Origin of the sequence: Isoptericola sp. NPDC056573 (assembly GCF_042793335.1) — a bacterium.
Taxonomy (GTDB): Bacteria; Actinomycetota; Actinomycetes; order Actinomycetales; family Cellulomonadaceae; genus Isoptericola.
The window spans coordinates 38175-63164 of sequence record NZ_JBHTUY010000008.1; the positions used below are offsets into that span (position 1 = coordinate 38175).

22 protein-coding genes, 1 tRNA gene and 1 other RNA gene are annotated in these 24990 nt (G+C 75.1%); 6 read left to right on the forward strand and 18 right to left on the reverse strand.

Annotation, left to right across the window (positions count from 1 at the left end; translation table 11 throughout):
- Positions 1-36: 36 nt before the first annotated feature.
- Genes ACFQ8E_RS14700 through ACFQ8E_RS14715 form a run of 4 tightly spaced genes read right to left on the reverse strand, consistent with a single transcriptional unit; the run spans position 37 to position 3741 of the window.
- Positions 37-642: a response regulator gene (locus tag ACFQ8E_RS14700; protein ID WP_430551307.1), complete on the reverse strand. Its 606-nt coding sequence runs from the start codon at positions 640-642 to the stop codon at positions 37-39.
- A complete protein-coding gene (locus ACFQ8E_RS14705) occupies positions 639-1889 on the reverse strand; it encodes a sensor histidine kinase (protein ID WP_430551308.1) in 1251 nt (416 codons plus the stop codon). The genes ACFQ8E_RS14700 and ACFQ8E_RS14705 overlap by 4 nt, the downstream gene beginning before the upstream one ends.
- 50 nt (positions 1890-1939) lie before the next feature.
- Entirely contained in the window at positions 1940-2776 is an 837-nt protein-coding gene (locus ACFQ8E_RS14710) for an ABC transporter permease (RefSeq protein ID WP_430551309.1), read from the reverse strand.
- Positions 2773-3741: an ABC transporter ATP-binding protein gene (locus tag ACFQ8E_RS14715; protein ID WP_430551310.1), complete on the reverse strand. Its 969-nt coding sequence runs from the start codon at positions 3739-3741 to the stop codon at positions 2773-2775. The genes ACFQ8E_RS14710 and ACFQ8E_RS14715 overlap by 4 nt, the downstream gene beginning before the upstream one ends.
- A gap of 191 nt (positions 3742-3932) precedes the next feature.
- On the opposite strand from ACFQ8E_RS14715, the gene ACFQ8E_RS14720 reads away from it, so the two are divergent.
- Positions 3933-5249: an alkaline phosphatase family protein gene (locus ACFQ8E_RS14720; protein WP_430551311.1), complete on the forward strand. Its 1317-nt coding sequence runs from the start codon at positions 3933-3935 to the stop codon at positions 5247-5249.
- An 18-nt stretch (positions 5250-5267) separates the two neighbouring features.
- Here ACFQ8E_RS14720 and ACFQ8E_RS14725 read toward each other — a convergent pair whose 3' ends face one another.
- From ACFQ8E_RS14725 to ACFQ8E_RS14745, 5 genes are read right to left on the reverse strand one after another with little or no spacing between them, the layout of a single operon-like run.
- The gene (locus ACFQ8E_RS14725; protein ID WP_430551312.1) at positions 5268-6164 is read right to left on the reverse strand and encodes a carbohydrate ABC transporter permease; all 897 of its coding nucleotides are present in this window, start codon (positions 6162-6164) and stop codon (positions 5268-5270) included.
- Complete coding sequence (locus tag ACFQ8E_RS14730; protein WP_430551313.1) at positions 6161-7117, reverse strand: carbohydrate ABC transporter permease; 957 nt, start codon at positions 7115-7117, stop codon at positions 6161-6163. The genes ACFQ8E_RS14725 and ACFQ8E_RS14730 overlap by 4 nt, the downstream gene beginning before the upstream one ends.
- Positions 7114-8502, reverse strand: a complete 1389-nt coding sequence (locus ACFQ8E_RS14735; RefSeq protein ID WP_430551314.1) for an ABC transporter substrate-binding protein — start codon at positions 8500-8502, stop codon at positions 7114-7116. Before ACFQ8E_RS14735 ends, ACFQ8E_RS14730 begins: the two co-directional genes overlap by 4 nt.
- Positions 8499-10748: an alpha-N-acetylglucosaminidase TIM-barrel domain-containing protein gene (locus ACFQ8E_RS14740; protein WP_430551315.1), complete on the reverse strand. Its 2250-nt coding sequence runs from the start codon at positions 10746-10748 to the stop codon at positions 8499-8501. The genes ACFQ8E_RS14735 and ACFQ8E_RS14740 overlap by 4 nt, the downstream gene beginning before the upstream one ends.
- A complete protein-coding gene (locus ACFQ8E_RS14745) occupies positions 10745-12106 on the reverse strand; it encodes a Gfo/Idh/MocA family protein (protein ID WP_430551316.1) in 1362 nt (453 codons plus the stop codon). Before ACFQ8E_RS14745 ends, ACFQ8E_RS14740 begins: the two co-directional genes overlap by 4 nt.
- 129 nt (positions 12107-12235) lie before the next feature.
- Here ACFQ8E_RS14745 and ACFQ8E_RS14750 point away from each other — a divergent pair, with 129 nt between their 5' ends.
- Entirely contained in the window at positions 12236-13237 is a 1002-nt protein-coding gene (locus ACFQ8E_RS14750) for an Lrp/AsnC family transcriptional regulator (RefSeq protein WP_430551317.1), read from the forward strand.
- A 24-nt stretch (positions 13238-13261) separates the two neighbouring features.
- Positions 13262-13786 (forward strand): NUDIX hydrolase, encoded by a 525-nt coding sequence (locus ACFQ8E_RS14755; RefSeq protein WP_430551318.1) that lies wholly within the window; start codon positions 13262-13264, stop codon positions 13784-13786.
- 75 nt (positions 13787-13861) lie between these two features.
- Here ACFQ8E_RS14755 and ACFQ8E_RS14760 read toward each other — a convergent pair whose 3' ends face one another.
- The 8 genes from ACFQ8E_RS14760 to ffs form a co-directional block, all read right to left on the reverse strand.
- Positions 13862-14266 (reverse strand): VOC family protein, encoded by a 405-nt coding sequence (locus ACFQ8E_RS14760; RefSeq protein ID WP_430551319.1) that lies wholly within the window; start codon positions 14264-14266, stop codon positions 13862-13864.
- Positions 14263-14712 (reverse strand): NUDIX domain-containing protein, encoded by a 450-nt coding sequence (locus ACFQ8E_RS14765; RefSeq protein ID WP_430551320.1) that lies wholly within the window; start codon positions 14710-14712, stop codon positions 14263-14265. Before ACFQ8E_RS14765 ends, ACFQ8E_RS14760 begins: the two co-directional genes overlap by 4 nt.
- A gap of 1 nt (position 14713) precedes the next feature.
- The gene (locus ACFQ8E_RS14770; protein ID WP_430551321.1) at positions 14714-17368 is read right to left on the reverse strand and encodes a DNA polymerase III subunit gamma and tau; all 2655 of its coding nucleotides are present in this window, start codon (positions 17366-17368) and stop codon (positions 14714-14716) included.
- Between the two features lie 66 nt (positions 17369-17434).
- Entirely contained in the window at positions 17435-18217 is a 783-nt protein-coding gene (locus ACFQ8E_RS14775) for a hypothetical protein (RefSeq protein WP_430551322.1), read from the reverse strand.
- A gap of 161 nt (positions 18218-18378) precedes the next feature.
- Positions 18379-19041 (reverse strand): methionine ABC transporter permease, encoded by a 663-nt coding sequence (locus ACFQ8E_RS14780; protein WP_430551323.1) that lies wholly within the window; start codon positions 19039-19041, stop codon positions 18379-18381.
- Positions 19038-20336 carry a methionine ABC transporter ATP-binding protein gene (locus ACFQ8E_RS14785; RefSeq protein WP_430551324.1) on the reverse strand — a complete coding sequence of 433 codons (1299 nt, stop codon included), beginning with the start codon at positions 20334-20336 and terminating at the stop codon, positions 19038-19040. Before ACFQ8E_RS14785 ends, ACFQ8E_RS14780 begins: the two co-directional genes overlap by 4 nt.
- Positions 20337-20396: 60 nt before the next feature.
- Positions 20397-21287 carry a MetQ/NlpA family ABC transporter substrate-binding protein gene (locus ACFQ8E_RS14790; protein WP_430551325.1) on the reverse strand — a complete coding sequence of 297 codons (891 nt, stop codon included), beginning with the start codon at positions 21285-21287 and terminating at the stop codon, positions 20397-20399.
- A gap of 406 nt (positions 21288-21693) precedes the next feature.
- Positions 21694-21790, reverse strand: an RNA gene (ffs, locus tag ACFQ8E_RS14795) — signal recognition particle sRNA small type.
- Between the two features lie 137 nt (positions 21791-21927).
- Here ffs and ACFQ8E_RS14800 point away from each other — a divergent pair.
- Positions 21928-22012 (forward strand) — tRNA-Ser (locus ACFQ8E_RS14800).
- A gap of 140 nt (positions 22013-22152) precedes the next feature.
- Here the strand turns inward: ACFQ8E_RS14800 and ACFQ8E_RS14805 are convergent.
- Positions 22153-23595, reverse strand: coding sequence for an MFS transporter (locus ACFQ8E_RS14805; protein ID WP_430551326.1), 1443 nt, complete (start codon positions 23593-23595; stop codon positions 22153-22155).
- Positions 23596-23750: 155 nt separating this feature from the next.
- On the opposite strand from ACFQ8E_RS14805, the gene ACFQ8E_RS14810 reads away from it, so the two are divergent.
- Together ACFQ8E_RS14810 and ACFQ8E_RS14815 are read left to right on the forward strand one after the other, a co-directional pair.
- Positions 23751-24143 (forward strand): winged helix-turn-helix transcriptional regulator, encoded by a 393-nt coding sequence (locus ACFQ8E_RS14810; protein WP_430551327.1) that lies wholly within the window; start codon positions 23751-23753, stop codon positions 24141-24143.
- Between the two features lie 65 nt (positions 24144-24208).
- Positions 24209-24964 carry a class I SAM-dependent methyltransferase gene (locus tag ACFQ8E_RS14815; RefSeq protein ID WP_430551328.1) on the forward strand — a complete coding sequence of 252 codons (756 nt, stop codon included), beginning with the start codon at positions 24209-24211 and terminating at the stop codon, positions 24962-24964.
- Positions 24965-24990 lie beyond the last annotated feature (26 nt).

The window sequence follows — 24990 nt, forward strand, 5'->3', positions numbered from 1 at the left end:
GTCCAGCCTACGGGCTGGCGGGGACGGTCCGGCCTCTCAGAGCCAGCCCTTGGCACGCGCCAGCCGGACGGCCTCGTGCCGGTTCGCGACCCCCAGCTTGGCCACGGCGGACGACAGGTAGTTGCGCACCGTGCCGGGGGCCAGCGCGGCCCGCTCGGCGATCTCCTCCACGGGCGCGCCGTCGGCGGCGAGCTCGAGCACGTCCGCCTCGCGGGCGGTCAGGGGCGAGTCGCCCGCGGAGATCGCGTCGGCCGCGAGCTCCGGGTCCACGTACCGGCCGCCGCTCGCGACCTGTCGCACGGCACCCGCCAGCACGGCCGCCGACACCGACTTGGGCAGGAAGCCCCGCACCCCCGCGGCGAGCGCCTTCTTGAGGTGCCCGGGCCGGCCGTGGCTCGTGACGATGACTATACCGCAGGCCGGCACCGTCCTGCGGACCGCCTCGGCGACCTCGATCCCGTCGGCGCCCGGCATCTGCAGGTCGAGCACCGCCACGTCGGGGGCGTGCCGCTCGATCGTCCCCACGGCCTCCGTCCCGTTCCCCGCGACCGCCACGACCTCGAGATCGTCCTCCAGGGCGAGCAGCTGGGCGACCGCGTCCCGGATCAGCGTCTCGTCGTCGGCGAGCACCACGCGGATCACCCGTCCACCTCCCCCGGCACGCGGGCCGTGAGGACGAACCGGTCGCCGTCGGCCGCCACGTCGAGCGCTCCCCCGACGGCGGCGAGCCGCTCCCGCAGCCCGACCAGGCCGGCGCCGCCCTCCAGCCCGGCCACCCCGGCGACGCCCACGCGGGCTCCGTCGTTGCTCACCCTCAGCACCATCTCCCCCGTCTCCTCCTGCCTGTCCAGATCGATCCGGCACTCGCGCGCGGCCGAGTGCCGCACGATGTTCGTGACGGCCTCGCGCACCACCCAGGCCAAGGCGTCGGCCTGCGGGGCCGCCAGCTCCGGCACCTCGCCCACGACCCGCACGGTCACCCCCGCCGCGCGCAGCACGGACCGGGCCCCGTCGAGCTCCGTCGACAGGTCGGCCGCCCGGTAGCCGGCGACGACGCCGCGCACCTCGCGCAGGGAGTCCTGGGCGAGCGTGCGCACGTCGTCCATCTCGTCGGCACCCCGCGGGTCGCCGCGACGCGCGAGCGCGGCCGCGAGCTCGGACTTCACCGCGACGGCGGACAGCGCGCGTCCGACGACGTCGTGCATGTCCCGCGCGATGCGCAGCCGCTCCTCCGCGACGGCGAGCCGCGCCGAGGCCTGCCGCGCGGTGTCGAGCTCGCGCACCACCTCGACGATCCACATGGACAGCCGCACCGTCGACGCCCAGAACAGGAGGAAGACGTACGCGCCCAGGCCGGTGCCGAGCGCGGACGCGACCGTCCCGGCGCTCGCGTCGGAGGCGAGCCGGACGCCGATCACGACGACCGGCACCGCGAGACCGACGGTCAGCACGCGCCGGATCGGGGTCGCGACGGCGAGGGCCCCGCAGGTCGCCGCCCCGGCCACCGCGATCATCATGCTGCGCGGGTCGCCCATGAGGCCGCCCCCGACGGCCGCGGGCAGCACGAGGACGGACACGAGCCAGACGGCGCCCGTCACCGCGAGCAGCGCCACGACCACCGGGCGGGGGCGCCGCCCGGTGGTCAGCGGCTCGTCGAACCCGACGTGGATGGTGCCGAGGCACAGCGCCATGTGCACGAGGCCCAGGCACGCCAGGACCGCCGCCGCGCCGACCGCGGGCACCTCGTCCGTGCCGGCAAGCGCCGCCACCGCGTACAGGTAGAAGAAGGGCTCGAGGAGGACGAACGAGTAGAGGCTCACGCGGGTGTACGTCTCGACCCCGCGCGCACCACCCGCCAGGGCCGTGCCGGGCCGACGACGTGTTCTCACGCCGTCAGCCTGCCACGATGCCGGGGCCGGCCGCCCCGGCGGGAGGTGGGTCACCGACGCGGCTCCCAGCGCATCCACCGCCGGGCGGCGAGCGCGCCCACGACCGTCCACGCGGCGAGCACGGCCACGGGCAGCGCGGCCGCGCCGAACGTCTCGGCGAACGTGACCACCTGCCCGTCCCCGTCGATCCCGCCGGCGCCGAGCAGCATGAGGTCCGTGATCGGGCGCAGCGGGGTGAACGTGCCGATCGTGTCGAGCACGCCGGTCGACGCACCGGGCGCGCCGAACAGGCCGGCGAACGGGATCGCGACGACGAGCAGCGGCAGCGTGGTGAGCTGCGCGGACTCCACGGTGCGGGACAGGCCGGACGTCGCGGCGGCCAGCAGCGTGAGCATCGCGGCCCCGCCGAGCACGGCCACGACGACGAGCAGCGGGTTGACGAACGCGGGCGGCGTGAGGAACACCGACACCGCGACGGTTCCCAGCACCGTCTGCGCCAGCGCCACCACGAGCGCCGGGACGGCCGTGCCGACCAGGAGCTCCGCGCGGGAGCACTCCCCCACGAGGTAGCGCTTGAGCACCAGCTCCTCGCGCCGGGCCACGAACGCGACGGTGAGGTTGTAGTAGACGACGAACGCGAGCGCCATGAACGTCAGCAGGTTCAGCAGGACGGCGCCCGTCGCGGCGGGGGCCTCGTCGCCGATGCCGCCGACCGCGGCGAACAGCCCGACCGTCATCGGCGGCAGGGCGAGCGCGTTGAACAGCGCGGTGCGGTTGCGCACCAGCAGGCGCAGCTCCGCGCGGGCGAGGGCCGCGACGCGGCGGCCGCCGCCGCCCGTGCCCGTCGCGGCCCGCCGGCGGGCCGGGGTGGTGGTCGTCGTGGTCATGCCGCTGCCTCCGTGTCGGTCGTGCGGTGCGCGTCGGCGCCGTCGTCGAGGGCGAGGAACGCCTGCTCGAGCGACGCTGCCCGGGCGTCGAGGTCGTCCAGCCGCAGGCGCCGCGCCTCGGCCCACTGGAGCAGGGTGAGCAGGTCGTCCTGCAGGCGCGTGGTGCGCAGGCGCAGGCGGCCCGTGCGGTCGACGTCGGGGACGCCGACGACGCCCGCCAGCGCGGGCAGGTCCGCCACGGCGGGCGCGACGGCCCGGCCGCCGTCGTTGCGCACCACGGCCTCCACGCGGGCGGGCTCCGCGGCGACGACGTCGGCGACCGACCCCGTCCGCACCACGCGGCCGGCCTGCATGATCGCGATGCGGTCGGCGAGCTGCTCCGCCTCCTCCAGGTAGTGGGTGGTGAGCAGCACCGTGGTGCCGGCGTCGAGCATGCCCTGCACCAGCGCCCAGGTGGCGCGGCGGCTCTCCGGGTCGAGTCCGGTGGTGGGCTCGTCGAGGAAGAGGAGCTCGGGGTCGCCCATCGTGGCGAGCGCGAGGTCCAGGCGGCGCTTCTCCCCGCCCGAGAGGCTGGCGACACGCACGTCCGCGCGGTGCTCCAGCCCCACGGCGCCGAGGACGTCGGCGACCGGGCGCGGCCGCGACAGGGTGCCCGCCCAGGTGCGCGCCGTCTCCGCGACGGTGAGGTCGCCGGAGAACCCGGCGCTCTGCAGCATGATCCCGAGGGAGCGGACGACGTGCCGCCGCTCCCGGTACGGGTCGCGACCGAGCACGCGCACCGTGCCGCCGGAGGCGGGTGCGAGCCCCTCGACGAGCTCGACGAACGACGTCTTGCCCGCCCCGTTGGTGCCGAGCAGGGCGACGAGCTCCCCGCGGTGGACGTCGAGGTCGACCCCGCGGACGGCCTCGAACGCGCCGTACCGGCGGCGTGCCCCGCGGACGTGGACGATGGGTTCCGAAGTCATGCCTCCACCCTCGCGGCGGCGCGTCGTCGCAGGTAGTGCCGCCCGTCACCGGGTTCCGTGAGGAGCGCACGGACGGGCCGTGACATCTGTCATGCCGTCCCGGTGACGGGCTGATGTCCCCCGGGTGACAGGTCCGGGAACTCTGCGCCCAGGACACGCGCCCCGGGCGTCCACGCCCTAGCGTCGGTCGGGTGACCCACCGCTGGGCCCGGCCGCTCGCCGGCGCCACCGTCGCCGCCCTGTCCGCGCTCGCCGTCGTCGTCCCGGCCGCCGCCGCGTCGTCCGCGCCACCGTCGCCGGACGCCGTCACCTCGGCGCACGGCCCTGCGCGCGCCGACCACGTGGTGCTCCTCGCCCTCGACGGGTTCGACGCCGAGTACCTGGGCCGTGCGCCGATGCCGCACCTCGAGGCGCTGCTGCGCCGCGGGTCCGTCACGACGTCCACCGGGGTCATGACCTCCATCACGAACCCGTCGTGGGCGTCGGTCGCCACCGGGGCGTGGCCGGAGCGGCACCTCAACTCCGCGTACTGGTTCGACCCCGTCTCGGGCACGGCCCAGGGGCAGCAGCGGGCCCTCGCGGTGCCGACGATCGCCGAGGCGGTCCGCGCCGGCGGCGGCACCGTCTTCTCGTCGCAGTGGTTCATCGTGCAGGACCATGGCGTGTCGTACGGCGACCCCGAGGGCCTGTACACCCAGCCGGGTGGCGACTGCAGCCGGCGCGTCGACGACGCCGTGGCGGTCTTCGCCGGCGAGCCGGTGAGCTCGGGCGGGGAGATGGTCCGGGCCGACGGGCTGCCGGCCCTGACGGCGGTGTACTGCGACGCGCTCGACGCGCTCGGGCACGCCGGCGGCGACGAGCACCCCGGCATCCCCGCCGCGCTCACCGAGCTCGACGCCCAGCTCGGCCGGCTGGTCCAGGCCACGAAGGACGCGGGGACCTACGGCCGCACGACCTTCGTCGTCACCGGCGACCACGGCATGACCACCTTCGACAAGGGGTTCGCCGCGGAGGGCCTCGCCGCGATCGCCGACGCCGGCTACACGGGCGAGGTCCTCACGGCCGGGAGGTCGCCCGCCCCCGGCACCGACGTCGCGATCGTCGTCGGCGGCGTCGCCGACCTCACGCTGCTGGGCGACGCCGCGGACGACCCGGCGGCCGAGCGCCGCGTCCGGCGCGCGCTCGAGGCGCTGCCCCAGGTCCGGGCGGTGTACGACGACCGCGACCAGCGGCGGATGCGCATGAGCCCACGCCACGGCGACCTCGTCGTCGAGCCGGAGCCGGGCTGGTCGTTCGGGAGCACGCCCGCCGCGCCCGCGGGCCGGCACGGCTCCACCACCGAGCTGGAGGTGCCGCTCGTGCTCGCCGGGTCCGGCGTCCTGCCCGGGCGGCACCCGCGCGACCCGTGGCACGTCGACGTGGCCCCGACGATCGCCGCGCTGCTGGGCGTCGACCCGCCGGCCGGGGCCCAGGGCCGGGTGCTGTCGGAGGCGCTGCGGCGCGGCTGACGCCGGTCGCGCGACGGCTCAGCCCTTCTCCGCCCCCAGCGTGAGCCCGCTGACCATCGCCCGCTGCGCGGCGAAGAAGCCGATGACGACGGGGACGGTGATCGCGATCGACCCGGCCATGAGCACCGTGACCGGCACGTCGAACGTCGCGAGCTGCGCCACGCCCAGCGACACCGTCCACCGCGACCGGTCGTCGACGAGGAAGAGCAGGGCGTACAGGTACTCGTTCCACGCGATCATGAAGATGTACAGGCCGGTGGCGGCGATGCCGGGCATCGTCATGGGAAGCACGAGGCGGCCGATCACCTGCAGGCGGCTCGCCCCGTCGAGCGCGCCGGCCTCCTCGACCGACGCCGGCACGGACGCGAAGTAGTTGCGCAGCATGTAGACGGCCAGCGGCACCGTGCTCGCCATGTAGATGAGCACGAGGCTCGCGATGGACCCGCGCAGACCCAGCCGGCTGAACAGCACGTACAGGGGCACGGCCAGGGCGATCCCCGGGAGGATGTACACCCCGAGGAACACCGCGCCCACCACGCCCCGCCCGGGGAACCTCAGCCGGGTCACGGCGTAGGCCCCGAGCACGCAGACCAGCAGGGTGGCGAGCGTGGTGGACGACGCCAGCACGAGCGAGTTCACCATGAACCCCCCGAGCCCGAAGCCTCCGGCGTCCAGGGGTCGCAGCGCCGTGAGGTACGGGGTCACGTCCACCTGCGTGGGCCACGGCACGGCCGGGTGCGCCGCGACGTCCGCGAACGGGCGCAACGACAGCCCCAGCGCGTAGAACAGCGGGAACGCCGCGAACAGCGTGCCCGCCGCGATCACGACGACGCGCACCGCCCCCGCGACCCGCTCGCCCCCGGACCGTCGACGCCTCCGACGGCTCGCCGCCGCCTCGACCGGACCCTGCCTCACTCCGTCTCCCTCCGCCGCTGCAGCACCAGGTAGAGCGCGATGAACACGGCGAGGATCGCCGTGATCGCCACCCCGACGCCGGACGCCGCCCCGATGTCCGAGCGGGTGACCAGCTCGTTGTAGACCCGCACCGCGAGCACCTCGGTCCCGGCCGCGCCCCCGGTGAGCAGGTACACCTCGTTGAAGGTCTGGAACGTCCAGATGAAGCGGAGCAGCAGGAGGATCGAGACCACCCCCGCCAGCTCCGGCAGGACGACGTGACGGATCCGCTGCCACGGCCCCGCGCCGTCGAGCGCCGCGGCCTCCTCCAGGTCGCCGGACACCGCGTGCAGCCGCGCCGCCGCGAACAGGTAGGCCAGCGGGAAGGTGTGCCAGACCATGACCACGATGACGCTGACCAGCGCCACGGGGACGGTGACGCCGAGCACCGTCGTGTCGGGCGTGGTGAGGAAGGCGACCGGCTCGTCCCAGCCGAGCAGGCTCGTGCCCACCGCGTTCACCCAGCCGTACTGGGTGTTCAGCAGGGTGCGCCACGTCTGCATCGACGCGACGACGGGCAGCACGTACGGCACGAGCACCAGCGCCCGCACCACCGCCCGGGCCGGGAACGGCCGCCGCAGCGCGAGGGCCATCGCGACGCCGGCCGCGACCGACAGCACCGCCGTCGCCACCGAGAGCACCACCGTGGTGCGCAGCGCCGTCCAGAACCCGGCCGACGTGAACAGCCCGACGACGTTCTCCGGGTCGAGCTCGAGGTCCGCGAGGGTCAGGTGCGGCAGCTGGGCGAGCTTGATGTCCTGGAATGCGAGCACCACCACTGCGAGGAACGGCAGCACCACCACGGCAGCGACCACCAGCACCGTCGGCGCCACCAGGGCGGCGCCCGCCCGGGCGTCCTGCCGGGAGCGGGTGCTCCGGGCAGGACGCCCGACCGGGGCGGCGACGCGGGTCACTCGAGGTCCTGCTGCACCGTCTCGACGGCGGACCGCAGGTCGTCCGCCACCTGGGCGGGGTCGCCGTCCGAGAACAGCGGGCCCACGGTCTGCGGCACCACCTGCTGCTGGATCGTCACGGAGGCCAGCAGCGCGTCCGGCGTGCCCGCGCCCCAGCGCACGTACTGCTCCGCGCCCGTCGCGAGCGCGTTCGCCACGTCCTGCCCGTACACGTCCGTGATCGACCGGTCCCCGCCGTCGGCCCCGAACGGCAGCGTCGCCCACGCGTCCACGTACTCGGTGGGGTCGTCCGGGGTGCCGAGCCGGGTGGGGATCCGGCCCTCCGTGGCCATGCCCAGGGAGTCCGCGTAGCCCTCCGTCATGAGGAACTCCACGTACTGCTTCGCCGCCTCGGTCTGCGCCCCCTCCGGGATCGACAGCTGGAGCACGTTGCCGAACTGGACCGCGTCGTCGTTGCTCGGGCCGAACAGCCCGGTCACCACGCCAGTGTTCGCGGAGAGGTACGTCGGGTCGTCGGCGCACTCGTCGCACGTGACCGGGTTGTTGGGGTCGAAGCCCGCCACCTCGTCGAGGATGTGCGTGGAGAACATCACCATCGACGAGTCGCCCGCGAGGTACGACGCGCGCGCGGCGTCGACGTCGAGCTCGCCCTTGCCGGCCGTCGCCGCCATGCGCTGGTAGAGCTCGAGCCCCTCCACGCAGGCGTCCGAGTCGAGCGTCACGGTGCCGCCCTCCGCGAGCTGGCACCCGTTGGGCAGCAGCGTCGCCTCGAGCGTCTCCCCCGCCCACGCGTCGCCGGGCTGCGTGCCGAGCGCGATGCCGCCGTCGCCGGCCGCCCGCATCGCCTCGGCCGCGTCGGCCACGTCGGCGAGCGACTCCGGAGGCTCGACGCCCGCCTTCTCGAACTGGTCGGTGCGGTAGAGCAGCAGGTAGCCCCAGCCGTCCATCGGGACCCCGGACGGCTGGTCGTCCACCGTGACCATCGACATGGCACCGTTGGCGAACGTGTCCGGGCCGAGGCTCTCGACGAGCTCGGCGGCGGCGTCCTGGTCGAGGATGCCCTGGTCGACCCACGCCGGCGACTGCTCCCAGCCGTGCAGGATGACGTCCGGTACCTCCCCCGACGCCGCGTTGGCCAGCAGCGTCGTGTTCTGGTCCGCGCCCGCGAGGGGCACGACCTCGACGTCGATGCCCGTCTCCTCCGTGAACCGGGACGCGATCTCCTCCTGCGCCGCGACCCGCTCCGGTGTCGTCTGCGCCGTCCAGAACGTGAGGGTGTCGACGTCCTCCGCGGCGTCGTCCCCACCACCGCCCGAGCACGCCGCGAGCAGCAGCGCCGCCGCCGCGAACGCCGGGGCGGTGCGCATGACCCTAGGTGTCGTCATCTCGTTGCCTCCTCCTGCTCCGCCGGCTCCTTGCCGGTCCGGTCGTGCGTTCCCTGCTGCGCCGCCAGGAGCCGGCCGGCGGCGACGACGACGTCGCCCCCCGGCGCGGTCGGCAGCGGGACGTCGCCGTCCACCCAGGTCTCCTCGGCGTCGGCGACGGCCGCCCGCAACCGTGCGACGGCCGCCCCGGCGTCCTCCCCCTCGGCGACCGCCTCGAGCGCGGCGAACCACGCCGCCCAGCGCGGGCGGTACAGGCCGTCCACGAGGCCCGCCCAGTGCCGTCCCGAGTAGTCGTGCAGGCCCGAGTCGTCGCGGCCCCAGACCGTCACGATGCGTCGGGCGTCGCGCGCGAGGACGGCGCGCTCGCCCGCGTCGTCGCCCCACCGGGCGGCGTCCTCGACCCAGCGGCCCGCGAGCCGGCTCCCGCTGGTGCCCGCGAGCGCCGCCAGGTCGTCGAGGGCCGCGAGCACGGTCTCGCCCTCCGCCCGGACGGCGGCGGCGTCGCCCGCGGCGGCCGCGGCGGCCGCGCGGTGCACCGGGGCGCGCAGCCGCTGCGCAGCGACGTGCGTCGTCACGTCGATCAGGTCCTCCACCCAAGGCCCGCGGGGCCCGAGCTCCTCGACCACGGTCGTGAGGAGCGCGGCCGCGCGGGCGAGCTCGGGCAGATCGCCCAGGACGTGCGGGTCCGCGTCGACGTCCACGTTCGCCGACGGCGGCCGGTCGGGGTCGAGCACCTCCCCGGCGCGCCGCTGGGTCGCGAACGGCGGGGCGAGGTCGACGGGCCGCGCGATGACGGGGGACGGCGCGGACCGCGTCGCGCCCGGTCGGTACACGGTGCGGCCGAGCACTCGCCAGGCCTCCTGCGCGGCGTCGCGCACGCGCGGGTGCCCCGCGAGGCGGTAGCGCCGCCCGACGAACCCCGCCAGCCACCCGTCGACGTCGAACCCGTCGAGGTCCTCGATCCAGGGCAGCCGGGTGGCGAGCTCGTAGAAGGCCGGGTTGTGCTCGATGGCCTCCGGCGCCAGGCCGACCCCCCGCAGCGTCGCGGGCGCCGAGCGATGCGCGGCGCCGTACCCGTCGAGCAGCCCCCGCAGGTCGCCGTGCAGGGAGAACCGGGCGCCGAAGTTGTGGACCGTGCACCACACCCAGGGCCGGCGGGCGATCTCCCGGTCGTCCGACCAGACGGGCGCGTGCTCGGCCCACAGGTCGAGGAGCAGCAGGCGGTCGCCCGGCACCGCCTCGAGGAAGGCGTCGACGCGCTCCCGCGTCCAGAACGCCCGGTGGTAGTGGAACGGCCAGGCCTGCATGACCCACGTGGCCGCCGGGTCCGCACCGCGGATACCCTCCCACAGCGAGCGGCCCAGCTCCCGGAGGTAGTCCGGGTCGGCCGAGGGCGGCTCGGACTCGATGAGCGGGTCGGCGGAGTAGAGGTGGTCGGTGCCGACGATGGCCTGCTGGTGGCGTCGCACGCTCCCGGCCAGCTCCCCCAGCTCGGCCGAGCCCGGCTCCAGGAGCGCCGTCGTGAACCCCTGCCACCGGGTGCGGCGCGCGCCGGCGGGGGCGAGCGCGTCCGGCACGTGCCCGCCGAAGGCCGGCAGCACCGGCCGCATCCCGAGCTCCCGCATCCGTGCCGCGACCCGCCGTGCCAGGGCGGCACGCCGCTCGAACCACCGCGGGGGCAGCGGCCCGCCGAACCCGCTGAGGCTGCCCATGAAGGTCCACGGCAGGTAGGCGGCGCCGCCGAGCCACTCCCGCGACTGCTCGGCCGTCGCCCCGGCGTCGACGAACGCCGCGTGCAGCACCGCCTCGTGCCCGAGGGTGAGCAGCGGCGCGGTGACGCCGTGCAGCGCCATCCAGTCGACCTCGCGCTCCCAGCGCGCCCAGCCCCAGAACGGCGCCGAGTACCCGGTGGTGACGACGTTGAGGTAGTACCGCACCGCAGCGTCGGTGCGGCACGTGGTGGGGGCGGCGTCGGGCCAGCGGTCGGGGCGCTCGCGTGCCGCGACAGGGTCGTCCCAGGTGACCTGGAGCCCCACGACGTCGGCGAGGTAGCGGGCGAAGCCCACGCCCAGCGTCGCGACGTCCCCCGCGCTCACCTCGAGCGTCCCGCCCGCGGCGGAGTACCGGAACATCCCCTCCCCCAGTCCCGGGTCGACGTCGAGCCGCACGTCCCGTGCCGGACGGCCCGTCGCACGCTCCACGAGCCGCCGGACGCCGGCCGCGCCGCGGGTCACGTCCCCGGTCACAGGTGCACCACCTCCCCCGTGCTGCGCGAGCGCTCCGCGGCGAAAGCGATCCGGTGGCTGACGGCGGCGTCGGCGAGGTGGGTCGGCACCCGCACCCCCGGTCGCACCCGCCGGTCGCGCACCGTGGCGACGAACTCGCGCATCAGCCCGTCGTCCCCGCCGGCGTGACCGTCGGACTCGCGGCGCCCCGGCTCGACGAGCAGGTCGACGTCGTCCACGGGCGCGGTGACGACGGTCACGACGTCGTCGTCCGGGAGCCCGGACCGGCCCTCGGCGTCGCGGTCCCACCGGGGCGCCCCTCCGAGCTCCGCGCCCCGGCGCGGCAGGAAGCGGCGCAGCGTGACCTCCCCGGTGTCGAGGCGCCCCTCGATCTCGCCGTGCGACCCGAGGATGCGCACCGTGCGGGTGTTCGCCTCCGTGAACGCGCCCACCCGCAGCGTGGCCGTGACCCCTGCGGCGTAGGTCAGTGCCACCACCTGGTGGTCCACCGCGTCGTTGTCGCAGCGGTAGACGCAGCGGCCGTACGGGCCCTCCCGCAGCGCGCGCAGCCGGCCCTCCGCGGACGTGTCCCCGGTGATCGCCGTGACCGGCCAGGCGTGGTGGTCACGCAGCCGTTCCACGTAGAACCGGGGGGCGTGGAACGGGCAGGCGTCGGCCGCCGGGCAGCCGTCCGTGCAACGCTCCGGGGCGCCCTCCGGCGCGTTCTCCGGGCGGAACTGCGTGAGCGCCCCCGTGGAGTACACGGTGGCCGGCTCGGCCCCGAGGAGCCAGGTGATCACGTCGAGGTCGTGGCACGCCTTGGCCAGCAGGAGCGGGCTCGAGGTGTCCGCGCGCCGCCAGCTTCCCCGCACGTACGAATGCACGAAGTGCCAGTACCCCGGGTCCTCGGTCTGCTCCAGGTGCACGACGCGACCGACCGCGCCCTCGTCGAGCAGCTCCTTGAGGTGCCGGAAGAACGCCGTGTAGCGCAGCACGTGCGCCACCCCGACCGGGACGTCCGCCTCGCCCACCGCCCGCACGATCTCCTCCAGCTCGGCGGGGGAGGTGGCCACCGGCTTCTCCACGAGGATGGCGTACCCCCGCCGGGCGGCGGCCAGCAGGGGCCCGGTGCGCAGCCGGTCCGGGGTGGCCACGACCACCGCGTCCGCGATCCTGTCCGCCGCCAGCAGGTCCTCCCACCCCGAGTAGGCCCGGTCCACCGCGATCCCATGCGCGGCGACGAGGGCGGCACGACGGCCGTCGTCGGGCTCGGCGACCGCCACGACCTGCACCTCGTCGGGATGCCGCAGGCAGTAGTCCGCGTACGCCTCGGCGCCACGGTGCCCCGCCCCGACGACGGCGATCGTCACTGGTCGCACGCCCTGCTCCTCACCCTCGTCGCCGCTGATGCGTCACGAGACTCGCCGGGGGCACGCCCGGCTGCAAGAATCCGGGCGATGACGAACGGAACCTCCGTCTCGAGGGACCCCGTGCACGGATCGTCCGCCTTGACGGGGCCCGACCGACGGATCGTCGGCGCGCTGCTCGCCCACCCACGCGCGACGGTCGCGGCCCTCGCGACGGCGGCCGGTGTCACCTCGCCGACCGCGTCGCGCCGGCTGGCGGCGCTCCTCGCCCGGGGCGACGTGCGCGTCACGGGGGTGCTCGACCGGGAGTGGGCCCGGGCGGGCCTCACCGTGTGGTTGCGGGTGCGCTGCGCGCCCGGCCACAGCCGCGACGTGGCGCGCCAGATCGCGTCGTGGGACGAGGCCGGGTACGTGGCGGTCACCGGCGGCGAGCTCGACTGCGCGGCACAGGTCGCGGTGCGCAACGCCCGCGAGCTGCTGGGCGTGACCCACCACCGGCTGCGGTCGATGACCGGCGTGGTGACGGGCGACGCGCTCCGCGTGCTGCGGCGCTTCGCCACCCCGCACGGGTGGACCGCGGGGATCCTCGCCCCGCAGGAGACGGCCCGGCTGCGGACCGGGCGCTGGGACGCCTGGGACGAGGGGCGGGAACCGCGCGAGGTGTCCCTCGACGAGGTCGACGCCCGGCTCGTGGACGCCCTCGTGGCGGACGGCCGCCTGAGCTGGCGCGAGCTCGGCGAGCGCGCCGCCGTCGCGCCCGCCACCGCCGGCCGGCGGGTGGAGGCGCTCATGCGGCGCGGACCGCTGCGGGTGCGCGCGGTCGTGGACCCCGCGCTCGTGGGGCGGCCCGTGGTGGCCCTCGTCTGGCTCCGGGTGCTGCCGTCCCGGCTGGAGGTCGCGGGGCGCACGCTCGCCGCCCATCCCGACGTCCTGAGCGTCGCCGCCACGACCGGGCAGCACAACCTGTGCGGCGAGATCGCCGTGGCCGACGACGAGGCCCTCTACCGGTTCCTCACGAGCGACGTCGGCAGCATCCCTGGCGTCGCCGCGGTCGAGGTAACGGACGGGCTCGAGGTGATCAAGCGCGCCGCGCGGATCTTCGGGTCGCCGCTCGACGACGACGCCGTCCCGCCCCTCCCCTGAGGTCGTCTGCGGCAGGATGCTCACATGGGCGAGGTCGCGGGATCCGAGGTCGTGGCGCTGTACGACGAGTCGGGGCGCCCGTGCGGCACGGCGCCGCGGTCGCGGGTGCGGGCGGAGAACCTGCGGCACGCGGCCACCGCCGTCGTGGTGCGCAACCGGGCCGGTGACGTCTACGTGCACCGCCGCACCGATACGAAGGACCTGTATCCCGGCCGGTACGACTTCTGCGCGGGCGGCGTGCTGCGCGCCGGCGAGGACCCGACCGACTCCGCGCGCCGCGAGCTGGCCGAGGAGCTCGGCGTGACCGGGGTGGAGCTGGTGCCGCTCGGCGTCGCCGACTACGCCGACGACCGCACCCGGATGCGCGAGTTCCTCTACGAGTGCACCTACGACGGGCCCGTGACCTGGCAGCCGGAAGAGGTCGCCTGGGGCGCGTGGGTGCCGCCCGCCCGCCTGCTGCGGATGATCGACGACGTGCCGTTCATGCCCGACTCCGTGGCCAACCTCGCCGGCTGGCTCGACGACCTGCGCGCCACCCTGCCGAGGTAGTCCGGGCGGCCGCGAGGTAGTCCGAGCGACCGCGAGGTAGTCCGAGCGACCGCGAGGTAGCACCGGGACGGGCGGTCAGCCCGCGACGAGCTCGGCCTCGAAGCCGTCCGCGTCCTCGAGGTAGGCGGCGTAGTGGTCGGGGCCGCCGGCGAACGGGTGCCGATCGGCGAAGAGCAGCGACCACCCGTGCGCGGGCGCGGCAGCGACGAGCGCGTCGACCTGCGCGCGCGAGCCCGCGTGCAGGGCCAGGTGGTTCAGGCCCGGCCGCCGACGGTCGTGGGTGGAGGCCGACAGGGCGGGGCTCTGCTCGACGACGACGTAGCCGTCGTCGAGCAGCCACGACCGCCCGTGCTCCCACGCCTGGTGCGTCCGGTAGCCGAGCTCGCCGAGGAGCCATCCCCAGGAGCGCTCGGCGCGCGCCAGGTCGGGCACCCACAGCTCGACGTGGTGGACGGCCCCGCGGCGCGGTCGACCGGTCATCGGGCGGCGACGTCGGCCATGAGGTCGGCGGACAGCGGCGCGAGCGGGTGCGGCGCGGCCGGTTCGGCCGGGTCGACCCAGACGTGCTCGGCGAGCTCGGCGCGCGTCTCGACGTCGAACCCGGCGGGCAGGGCCACCTCGAAGACGTGCGCGTCGACCACGTGGTCCGGCTCGTTGGCCGCGACGGCGGCGCGGCGCCCGAGCAGGCGGGCGGCGGCCGGGTCGACGACCAGCCCGATCTCCTCCGCGCACTCGCGCACGAGCGCGGCGACAGGCTCCTCGCCCGGCTCGATCTTGCCGCCCACCTGCATGAACGCCGTGGTGCCGTGCTTGCGCACGAGCAGCGCGCGGCCGTCCTCGCGCACGATGACGGCGGCGACGATGTGCAGGGTGGTGACGCCCGGGCGGGCGTGCTCCGTGCTGTCGGTGGGGGTGTGACCGGTCATGTCAGGGCTGCTCCGCGATCTCCTCGATGACCTTGCCGTCCAGCACCTGCACCACGAGCTGCACGCCGACCAGCCCGGCGGACGTGATGTCGGGGTCGTCGGCGGAGGGCTCGTCGTCCGCGGGGTTCCCGCCGGACGCGGGCGCCCAGGACGACCGGCCCTCCGACTGCTGCGCCTCGCGCACCCGGCGCTCGGCGGCCTGCCGCGGGGTCTCGCGCGCAGGCGGGGCCGCCGGGGCGGACACTGCCGGGCCGGACGGGGCGGGCGCGCTCGCGGCCGGCGCGCTCGCCGGCACGTCGGGCTGGGGCCGCGGCGACGCGACGGGCCGGCCGACCCGGGCCGCGGCGGGCTCGTCGAGCGGCGGCTCGGGTTCGTCGTCGGGCGGGGGCTCGTGCAAGGAGACGCCGGCGAGCCAGGCGGCATCCGCCTCGTCGACCGAGGCGACCTGCCTCGCCTGCTGCTGCGGCTGCGGAGACCGCTGCGGGGCGTCCTGCGGCGCACGACGAGCGGGCGGCTCGACGACCGCGACGGCGGTGTCCGGGCGCGGCTCGCTCGCCGCGATGGTGGTGGCGGAGGGGCGGGCGCCGGCTTCCCCGCCGCCGGTGGCACCGCCTCCCCCACCGCCGGAACGCCCCTCGCCGGGCGGCGGGACGTCGGGCCATGCGGCGTCGTCGGACCGCTCGGAGTCGTCAGGCTCCTCGGCGGCGTCGCCGCCCGGGTCGGACGGCACCGGAGAGCTGCCGGCCTCCCGAGGACGCGCGCCGGCCTCGTTCTCGACGATCTCGACCTGCACTGCGACACCGAGCGCCTGGTAGACGGCGTCCGAGATGGTCTCCGGACGCCCGCGACGCGCCAGCCCGACGACGGCCGGCGCGAACCCGAGGTGCAGCACGTCACGCTCGAGGGTCAGCACCTGGGCGTTCTCGCCGAGGAACGCGGCGGCCTGCGGGCTCTGGATGGCGCCCAAGACCTCGCGCCACCGGCGTCGGACCACCTCGGTGGTCACGGCGCTGGCGGGTGCGGACGGCGCGGACTCCGGCTCCGGCTCCGGCTCCGGCTGAACCGCCGGGGCGGCCTCGACGGGCTCGACCGCCGCAGGCTCGGGCTCGACGGGCGGCGCGGCATCGACCGGCTCGACCACCGCAGGCTCAGGCTCCGCGGACGGCGCGGCATCGACCGGCTCGACCGGCTCGACCGGCTCGACCACCGCAGGCTCGGGCTCCGCGGACGGCGCGGCCTCGACCGGCTCGACCACCGCAGGCTCAGGCTCGACGGGCGAGGTGTCCTCGACCGGCTCGACCACCGCAGGCTCGGGCTCGCCGGCGCTCTCGGGCTCGGCGACCGGACGCCGGCTCGCCTGCAGGGCGGCCCGGGCAGCGGCGGCCCCGCTCAGCCCTCCTCCCCCGCCCTCGGACACCGGCGGAGCGGGAGTCGGTGCGGCGTCACCGTGAGCGGGCGGACCTGCCGGCGCGGCCGGACCGGCCGCGATCCTGCCCCGCTCGAGGCGGTCGATGCGCGCGGCGAGACCCTCCACGCCGTCGTCGGCGCCGGGCAGCAGCAGGCGCGCGCAGAGCAGCTCGAGGTGCAGCCGGGGCGAGGTGGCGCCCGTCATCTCGGTGAGCGCGGCGTTGACGAGGTCGGCCGCCCGCGACAGCTCGGACACGCCGAGACGCCCGGCCTGCGCGCGCATCCGCTCGAGCTGGTCGGCGGGCAGCCCCCGCAGCACGGCCTCGGCCGCGTCGCCGGAGACGGCGATGACGATGAGGTCGCGCAGCCGCTCCAGCACGTCCTCGACGAACCGCCGCGGCTCGTGCCCGGTGGCGATCACCTGGTCGACGACGCGGAAGATCGACGCGCCGTCACCGGCGGCGAGCGCGTCGACGACGTCGTCGAGCAGGGTGGCGTGCGTGAACCCGAGGAGGCCGACGGCGGTGTCGTACGCGACGACCCCGCCGGTCGCGCCCGCGATGAGCTGGTCCAGCACGGAGAGGCTGTCCCGCACGGAGCCGCCGCCCGCGCGGGTCACGAGCGGCACGACGCCACCGCCCAGCTCGATCCCCTCGGCCGCGGTGAGCTGCTCGAGATAGGGGCCCAGCACGTCCGGCGGCACGAGCCGGAACGGGTAGTGGTGGGTGCGCGACCGGATGGTGCCGATCACCTTGTCGGGCTCCGTCGTCGCGAAGACGAACTTCACGTGCGGCGGCGGCTCCTCGACGATCTTGAGCAGGGCGTTGAAGCCCTGTGGCGTCACCATGTGCGCCTCGTCGAGGATGAAGATCTTGTACCGGTCGCGGGCGGGCGCGAACGTGGCGCGCTCGCGCAGGTCGCGGGCGTCGTCGACGCCGTTGTGGCTGGCCGCGTCGATCTCGACGACGTCGAGCGAGCCGGGGCCGCCGCGCGCCAGCTCGACGCACGACGGGCACTCGCCGCACGGGGTGTCGAGCGGGGTCTCCGGGGTGTTGCGCGCGCAGTTGAGCGTCCGCGCGAGGATGCGGGCGGACGTCGTCTTGCCGCAGCCGCGCGGGCCGGAGAACAGGTAGGCGTGGTTGACGCGCCCGCTGCGCAGGGCCTGCATGAGCGGTGCGGTGACGTGCTCCTGGCCGATCACCTCGGCGAACGTCTCGGGCCGGTAGCGGCGGTACAGGGCTGTCGTCACCCGGCCAACCCTAGACGCCGCAGCCGACACCGACGAGGCCGCTGCTCAGGCGGTGGACGACGCGCGTCAGTGGGTCGTCACGGGGTGGGTGTAGAGGCTCGGCACGCAGCCGAGCTCGCCCGGCTGGAGCAGGATCCGGTCGAAGTCGGAGAAGCGCCACACCGGTGCGCCGTCCGGGCGCACCCCGACGATGCAGTCACCGGCGTCGGGCGACCCCACCGCCGCGACCAGGTCGCGACCCTGACGCTCGGCGCGCACGGTGAGCGGCTCCTCGAAGTGCTCCCGCAGCGTTGCCTCGGCGTCTGCCGCGGACGCCCCGTCCTCCAGCGCGCCCAGCGCCGACAGCACCGCGCCCTCCGCGTACGGGCCCAGCGACGGGACCGGGACCGGCTCGACGGACAGACTCGACCCGCCGCACTCGAGATGCTCGCGGTCGGCGAGCCTCCGGTCGACGCGCACGGTCAGGCGCCAGCACGACTCCGCCGACCCGGCCGTGCGCTGCCTCCCGAACATGGTGGTGGGCTCCGCAGGGACGTCCGCACGGATCAGGACGTCGACCGACGTGGGGTCGTCACCCCACCCGAACGGCGCGACGACGTACTCGGCGTCGCGCACGTCGTCGGGCAGTCGCACGTGGTCGGGGATCCACGCTGCGATCCGGTCGGGGGCGGTCGTGGCGCCGGTCGGGTCGCGCAGGTCGTTGACGTCGTCGGCGAGCCCCTCGACGATCCGGTCCACGTGGTCCTCGGCGACCCGCCCTCCGTCGGCCGAGCGCGTCGCCGCCCACAGGACCACGACGGGCACGACGACGACCAGCACGACGATCCCGGCCACGACGCCGAGAACCACCGCACCGACTCTGTCCCACCTAGAGCGCGCACCGCCGTCGTCGTCAGGCACGACCCGATTGTTCCCGGGCCACGCCCCGTCGCGCCAGCCCCGGGGATCGACGTAGTACCTGGTGAGGGTTCACGACGATGAAGCGTCACCAGGTACTACGTCGAGGGGCGTCAGCGGTGCAGCACCTTGCGCGCCAGGCGGTTCCCCACCCACTGCACGACCTGCACGATGACGATGATCACGGCGACGGTGACCAGCACGACCATCCAGTTGTAGCGCTGGTAGCCGTACCGCAGGGCGAAGTCACCGAGCCCGCCACCGCCGATGAGGCCGGCGATCGCCGACATGTCGAGCACCGCGATGAACAGGAACGTGTAGCCGAGGATCAGCGGGGCGAGGGCCTCGGGGACCAGCACCGTGGTGATGATGCGCCACGACGACGCCCCCATCGCGCGGGCCGCCTCGACGACGCCGGGGTCGATGCCGACGAGGTTCTGCTCCACGATCCGCGACGTGCCGAACGCCGTCATGACCGACAGCGGGAAGATGAACGCCTCGGTGCCGAGCGTCGTGCCCACGACCTGCAGCGTCACGGGCCCGAGCAGCGTCACGAAGATGATGAACGGGATCGGGCGGACGATGTTGACGATCACGTTGAGGATGCCGAACACGGCCTTGTTGGCCAGCAGGTTGCCCGGCCGGGTCACGTAGAGCGCGAGCCCCAGCGCCAGGCCGGCGATGCCGCCGGTGAGCAGCGCGATCGTGACCATCTGCAGGGTCTGGCCGAACGCCTCCCACAGCAGCGGCCACAGGGTGGACCAGTCGCGGTTCATGAGCGACCTCCCAGGTTGCCGAAGAAGCCGTGGCGGGTGATCGCGTCACGCGCCTCGCGGTACGGGTCGCCGAGCTCGTCATCCTCGTCCGGCGCAGGCGTGCCGCCCTGTGGACCACGGTCGGCCCGGATCGCCCGCGGGTCGTCGACCGGGTGCTCGGCCGTGCCCAGGTCGACGACGTCGGCCCGCTCGCGCAGCGCGGCGAGGAGCGCCGCGATGCGGTCGTCGGGCGCGACGAGCTCGACGGTGAGCGAGCCGAACGGCCGCTGGCCGACCTCGCTGATGCCGCCGAAGACGACGGCGCCGTCCACCTCGTGCTCGCGCAGCAGGCGGAACAGCTCGGTGCCGGAGCTCGCGCCCTCCCGCACGCCGACGGTGACGAGCCGCCCGGGGTGGCGCTCGCGCAGGCGGGCGAGCGCGTCGGGCGAGGGCCGGTCGTGCATGGACGTGCCGACGAACCGCTGGGCGGCGTCGGCGCTGGGCGCGGAGAAGACGTCGTACACGTCGCCGACCTCGACCACCTTGCCGTGCTCCATGACGGCGACGCGGTCGCACAGGGAACGCACGACGTCCATCTCGTGGGTGATGACGACGATGGTGAGGCCGAGCTCCGCGTTGACGCGGCGCAGCAGCGCCAGCACGTCGCGGGTGGTCTCGGGGTCGAGGGCGGACGTCGCCTCGTCGGCGAGCAGGATGGTGGGCGACGTCGCCAGGGCGCGGGCGATGCCCACGCGCTGCTTCTGCCCGCCGGAGAGCTGGCGCGGGTACGCGCGCGCCTTGTCGGAGAGCCCCACGAACTCGAGCAGCTCGGCCACCCGGGCCGCGCGCTTCTCCTTCGGCCAGCGCGCCACCTTGAGCGGGTAGGCGACGTTGCCCGCGACGGTGCGCGAGCTCAGCAGGTTGAACTGCTGGAAGATCATGCCGATCCGCGCGCGGATCCCGCGGACCTTGCGCTCCGGCAGGCCGGTGAGGTCCGTGCCCTCGACGAGCACCGAGCCCGACGTGACGGTCTCCAGCGCGTTGACGAGGCGCACCAGCGTGGACTTACCCGCGCCGGAGTAGCCGATGACGCCGAAGATCTCGCCCGCGCGCACCGTGAGGGACACGTCGTCGACGGCGTGCACGGCTCGGTCGCCCTCGCCGAACGTCTTCGACACCCCGCGCAGCTCGATCGCCGGCGTCCCGGGGGCCGGTCCGGCCTGGTTGTCGCTCACCTGTTCGTCCTCACTGGTCTGCGCTCGCTCGTCGTCGCCCGTGGTCGGCCCGTCGTCCGCTCGACCGGTCGTGCTGCCCATCGTGCCCAGCACGACGGCCGGGGCGCGCGGGCTGGCCCGCGCTCCCCGGCCGTCGTCGGGTCAGGACGCGTTGCGGATGTCGTCCTCGAGGCCGGCCAGGATCTCCTGCAGCTCCTCGGGCGAGTTGTCCTTGATGACGGCGGTGCCGCCGGACTGCTTCTGCTCGGCCGCGACGACCTCGTCGGAGTGCGAGATCTCGACCAGCTTCGCCAGGTCGGGGTCGCCGGAGTCCTCGGCCCGCGCCACCCACACGTTGATGTAGGGGGCGGCGGCCTCGGAGTCGGGGTCGTCCTGGAAGAGGGCGTCGTCCGCGGACAGCCCGGAGTCCTCGAGGAAGTCGTTGTTGACGATGGACGCGTCCACCGACTTGAGCTGGATCGGCGTCTGCTCGGCGGCGACCGGCGTCACGGTGACCTTGGAGCTGGGCAGCACGTCGGCCTCGGTGGAGACGGCGCTGCCGCCGTCCTTGAGCTCGATGAGGCCGGCGTCCTGCAGCACGAGGAGCGCGCGGGCCAGGTTGGTCGGGTCGTTCGGCACGGCGACCTCGCCGCCGGCGGGGATCTGGTCGACGGAGGTGTGCTTCTCCGAGTACAGGCCCAGCGGGTAGACGGCCGTGGCGCCGATCGGCGTCAGGTCGTCGTCGGCGTCGACGTTGTAGCCGGCGAGGAACTGCAGGTGCTGGAACTGGTTCGCGTCCAGCTCGCCCTGCGAGAGGGAGGGGTTGGCCTGCGTGTAGTCCTGCAGGTCGACCAGCTCGATGTCGAGGCCCTCCTCCTTCGCCTTGTCGGTGAAGACGGCCCACTTGTCGTCGGACGCGCCGACGACGCCGATGCGGAGCGTGCCGTCACCCTCGGCGTTGCCGGAGCCGCCGCCGCAGGCGGACAGGGTGAGGGTGGTGGCCGCCGCGATCGCGGTGACGGCGAGGAAGCGGGTGCGGGTGGTACGGGACACGGGTGGGTCCTTCCGGGCGGGCGCCGGGTACGGCGCCGGTGAGGGGTGGGGTGCGGCAGCCACGGCCATCAGCTCGAGGCGGCGGGAAGAGTGGTCCCCCGGCGGGCCGGGGAGGGCGACGACGACGTCGTCGGGCGATGCCGGTGCGGCGTCAGCCGAGCTCACACATTCGGCCCGGGATCATCGCGGGGCGGCACATCTCGCCGCGACGGCGGGTGCGCGCGGTCGAGGTGGCTGCGGGAGCGATGCGGGGCATGCCATCAGAGTGACCACCCGCGGCCCGGTTCACCAAGCCGACGCGGGGAGAATCTCACGCAGTGGACGATTCTGCGTCCACATCATGGATTCTGTGACCCGCGGCACTGTCGCGACGCTGCGAAGGCGGGACCAGCCGACCGGCCTGGACGTAGAGGACCCCCCGCACACCCACCAGAGCTCACTTACCCTTGCTGCCTTCCGGCCCTGGGGGAGTTCGGCGAGATGGTGCCGCACGAGGGGTCTGCCCGACAGCCTAACCGAGACCCCGCCCCGTCCCGAAACTCGGGGGCGAGACCGCCGTCACCCCCGCAGGATTCGGAGCCACGGCGGGGTGTCGGCTATTCTTCTGGGGCTGCCCGCGCAGGATGCGGGTCGCGCTCCAGGAGGATTCGCCTAGCGGCCTATGGCGCACGCTTGGAAAGCGTGTTGGGTTCACGCCCTCGGGGGTTCGAATCCCCCATCCTCCGCCGACCGACGGGGCCCGCACCACACGGTGCGGGCCCCGTCGTCGTTCACGCGCCCTTCTCGTCGGCGGGTCGCCAGATGATGTCGCCCACGTAGGCCTCGACCTGGGGGCGGACCCCCGCGAAGTCCGTCACGACGCGCGTCATCGGGCCCGCACCGCCCGGACCCCGACCACGGCGACGACGACGCCGACGGCCGCGGCGACCGCCGGTATCACCAGTGCGGCCTGGTACGACCCCAGGAGCGCGGCCGACGACGTCTCCGCACCGAGCGCCGCCACCTGGACGGCCGTCACGCCCGAGATGCCGAGCGCGGCGCCCAGCTGGAAGGACGTGTTCACGAGCCCGCCGGCCAGCCCCTGCTCCTCGGCCGCCACGCCGTCCGTGGCCGCGCTCACCAGCGGCCCGTAGGTGAGCCCGATGGCCAGCGCGACGAGCAGGAAGCTCGGGAGCATCGCCGCGTACGGCCAGTCGGCACCGACGCCCAGGAAGATCACGTAGGCGACCGTGGCGATGACGAACCCGCCCACCACGACCCGGACGTTGCCGAACCGACGCACCAGCACCGGGGTGAGCAGCGGGGCCAGGACGACGTCCGCACCGAGGACCAGGAAGGCGAGGCCGGCCTCCAGGCTGCTCCAGCCGCGCAGCTCCTGCAGGTAGAGCGTCACGACGAACTGGAAGCCGAAGAACGACGCCGTGAGCAGCGCCGCGCCCAGGTTCGCCCGGACCAGGGGCGACGAGCGCAGGATCCCGAGCCGCACCAGCGGCGACGCCGACCGGCGCTCGACGGCGACGAAGGCGGCCAGGAGCGCGGCGGCGCCGACGAAGACGCCGACGGTGGTGGCCACGCCGTCGCCCGGGTGCTCCAGCCGGACGACGCCGTAGACGAGCAGCAGCATGCCTGCCGTGATCGTCGCGGCGCCGGCCAGGTCGAAGCCGGCCCGCGTCGCGGCACGCGCGGGGTCGCGGGGCAGGACACGGACGGCGGTCGCGAGCAGCACGGCCGCGAGCACGACCGGGGCGAAGAACACCCACCGCCACCCGAGCGACGTCAGCAGCCCGCCGGCCACGACCCCCAGCGAGAACCCACCCGCCGCGATCCCCGAGTACACGAGTACCGCACGGTCGCGCCGGGGCCCCTCGGGGAACGTCGTGGTGAGCAACGACAGCCCGGCCGGGGTGAGGAACGCCGCGGCGACGCCGGTGACGAACCGGGAGAGCAGCAGCACCCCGCCGCTGTCCGCGAGCCCGCCGAGACCGGAGAACACGAGGAAGACGACCAACCACACGAGGAACATCCGGCGGCGCCCGAGCAGGTCGGCCGTCCGCCCGCCGAGGAGCATGAACCCGCCGTAGCCGAGGACGTACGCGCTGACGATGCCGCTGAGGGTGGCCGTGGACAGCCCGAGGTCGGCGCGGATCGCCGGCAGCGCGACGTTGAGCATGCCGATGTCGATCCCCTCGAGGAAGATCGCGCCGCTGACGACCACCAGCACCGCGAGCTCGCGGCCCGCCGGTCGGCCCGGTGGGCGGGCGGGTGCCGCCGGGCGGCTCGCGGCGGCGTCCGTTGCGGGTCGTGACATGGGCGGCTCCGTTCTGTCCGAGGGTTCGGTTCCTGTTCGACCTGTCGGTTCCCTCTTGTAACTGACCTCACCCTGGGGCAGCATCGACGGGTATGGAAGAAGGCACTTTTCCCGCACCCGGTTCCTGCGAAGGAACCGACGGGGAGTTCGACGTCATGAACTGGGACTCCCGAGAGGACTGCGAGGTGCGGCAGATCCTCGACCGCGTCGCCGACAAGTGGTCGCTCCTGGTGATCGCGCTGCTCGAGCGCCGCAGCCTGCGGTTCACCGAGCTCAAGCGCGAGATCGACGGCATCAGCCAGCGGATGCTCACCCAGACGCTGCGGCACCTCGAGCGCGACGGCCTCGTGCGTCGCACGGTGTACCCCGTCGTCCCGCCCCGCGTGGACTACGACCTGACGCCCCTCGGCGCGAGCCTGCACTCCACGATCAAGGCGCTCGTCACGTGGACGGAGGAGCACCAGCGGGAGATCGCCGTCGCCCGCACCCGGTACGACCGGCAGTCCGAGGCCGACGACGCCCCGCGGCCGGCCGCCGCGCGGGCCTGACCCGGCTCCCCGTCCGCGCCGAATTCCCGTGCCCGGGCAGGGCGGCTCTGGGCAGGATGTGCGGCATGGACCGCACGTTCGACGAGCTCGTCGCCGAGGCCGACGCCGCACCGATGTCCGGCTGGGACTTCTCCTGGCTGGAGGGCCGCGCCACGGAGGAGCGCCCGAGCTGGCGGTACTCCCGCCTCCTGCACGAGCGGCTCGGCACCGTCGAGGCCGCGCTCGACCTGCAGACCGGCGGGGGCGAGGTGCTGGCCGCCGCGCCGTCGTTCCCCCGTCTCCTCGTCGCCACCGAGGGGTGGCCCCCGAACGTCGCGGCGGCGACCGCGCGGCTGCACCCGCGCGGCATCGCGCTGGTCGCGCACGACGACGAGTCGCCGCTCCCCTTCGGCGACGCGTCGTTCGACCTGGTCACGAGCCGGCACCCCGTCGTCCCCCGCTGGGCGGAGATCGCCCGCGTGCTGCGCCCGGGCGGCGCCTACCTCGCCCAGCACGTCGGGCCGGCGAGCGTCTTCGAGCTCGTCGAGCTCTTCCTCGGCCCCCAGCCCGAGGACGTCCGGCGCGGCCGCGACCCGCAGGACGAGGTGGCCGCCGCCCGCGCGGCCGGGCTCGAGCTCGTCGACCTGCGGGCGGAGCGCCTGCGGATCGAGTTCCACGACGTCGGCGCCGTCGTCTGGTTCCTGCGGAAGGTGGTGTGGATGGTGCCGGGCTTCACCGTCGACGCCTACCGGACCGAGCTGCGCGACCTGCACGAACGGATCGTGGCCGACGGCCCGTTCGTCGCGCACTCGGCCCGGCACCTGGTGGAGCTGCGCCGGTAGCCCGGGGCCCGGCCGCCCCGGGCGGC

What these genes read in the sequence shown, in the direction of transcription:
- ACFQ8E_RS14710 (WP_430551309.1), bottom strand. Translation starts at nt 2,776, where the DNA reads ATGACCACGACGACCACCACCCCGGCCCGCCGGCGGGCCGCGACGGGC.
- ACFQ8E_RS14715 (WP_430551310.1), bottom strand. Translation starts at nt 3,741, where the DNA reads ATGACTTCGGAACCCATCGTCCACGTCCGCGGGGCACGCCGCCGGTAC.
- ACFQ8E_RS14735 (WP_430551314.1), bottom strand. Translation starts at nt 8,502, where the DNA reads ATGACGACACCTAGGGTCATGCGCACCGCCCCGGCGTTCGCGGCGGCG.
- ACFQ8E_RS14755 (WP_430551318.1), top strand. Translation starts at nt 13,262, where the DNA reads ATGGGCGAGGTCGCGGGATCCGAGGTCGTGGCGCTGTACGACGAGTCG.
- ACFQ8E_RS14760 (WP_430551319.1), bottom strand. Translation starts at nt 14,266, where the DNA reads ATGACCGGTCGACCGCGCCGCGGGGCCGTCCACCACGTCGAGCTGTGG.
- ACFQ8E_RS14765 (WP_430551320.1), bottom strand. Translation starts at nt 14,712, where the DNA reads ATGACCGGTCACACCCCCACCGACAGCACGGAGCACGCCCGCCCGGGC.
- ACFQ8E_RS14780 (WP_430551323.1), bottom strand. Translation starts at nt 19,041, where the DNA reads ATGAACCGCGACTGGTCCACCCTGTGGCCGCTGCTGTGGGAGGCGTTC.
- ACFQ8E_RS14785 (WP_430551324.1), bottom strand. Translation starts at nt 20,336, where the DNA reads ATGGGCAGCACGACCGGTCGAGCGGACGACGGGCCGACCACGGGCGAC.
- ACFQ8E_RS14805 (WP_430551326.1), bottom strand. Translation starts at nt 23,595, where the DNA reads ATGTCACGACCCGCAACGGACGCCGCCGCGAGCCGCCCGGCGGCACCC.
- ACFQ8E_RS14810 (WP_430551327.1), top strand. Translation starts at nt 23,751, where the DNA reads ATGAACTGGGACTCCCGAGAGGACTGCGAGGTGCGGCAGATCCTCGAC.
- ACFQ8E_RS14815 (WP_430551328.1), top strand. Translation starts at nt 24,209, where the DNA reads ATGGACCGCACGTTCGACGAGCTCGTCGCCGAGGCCGACGCCGCACCG.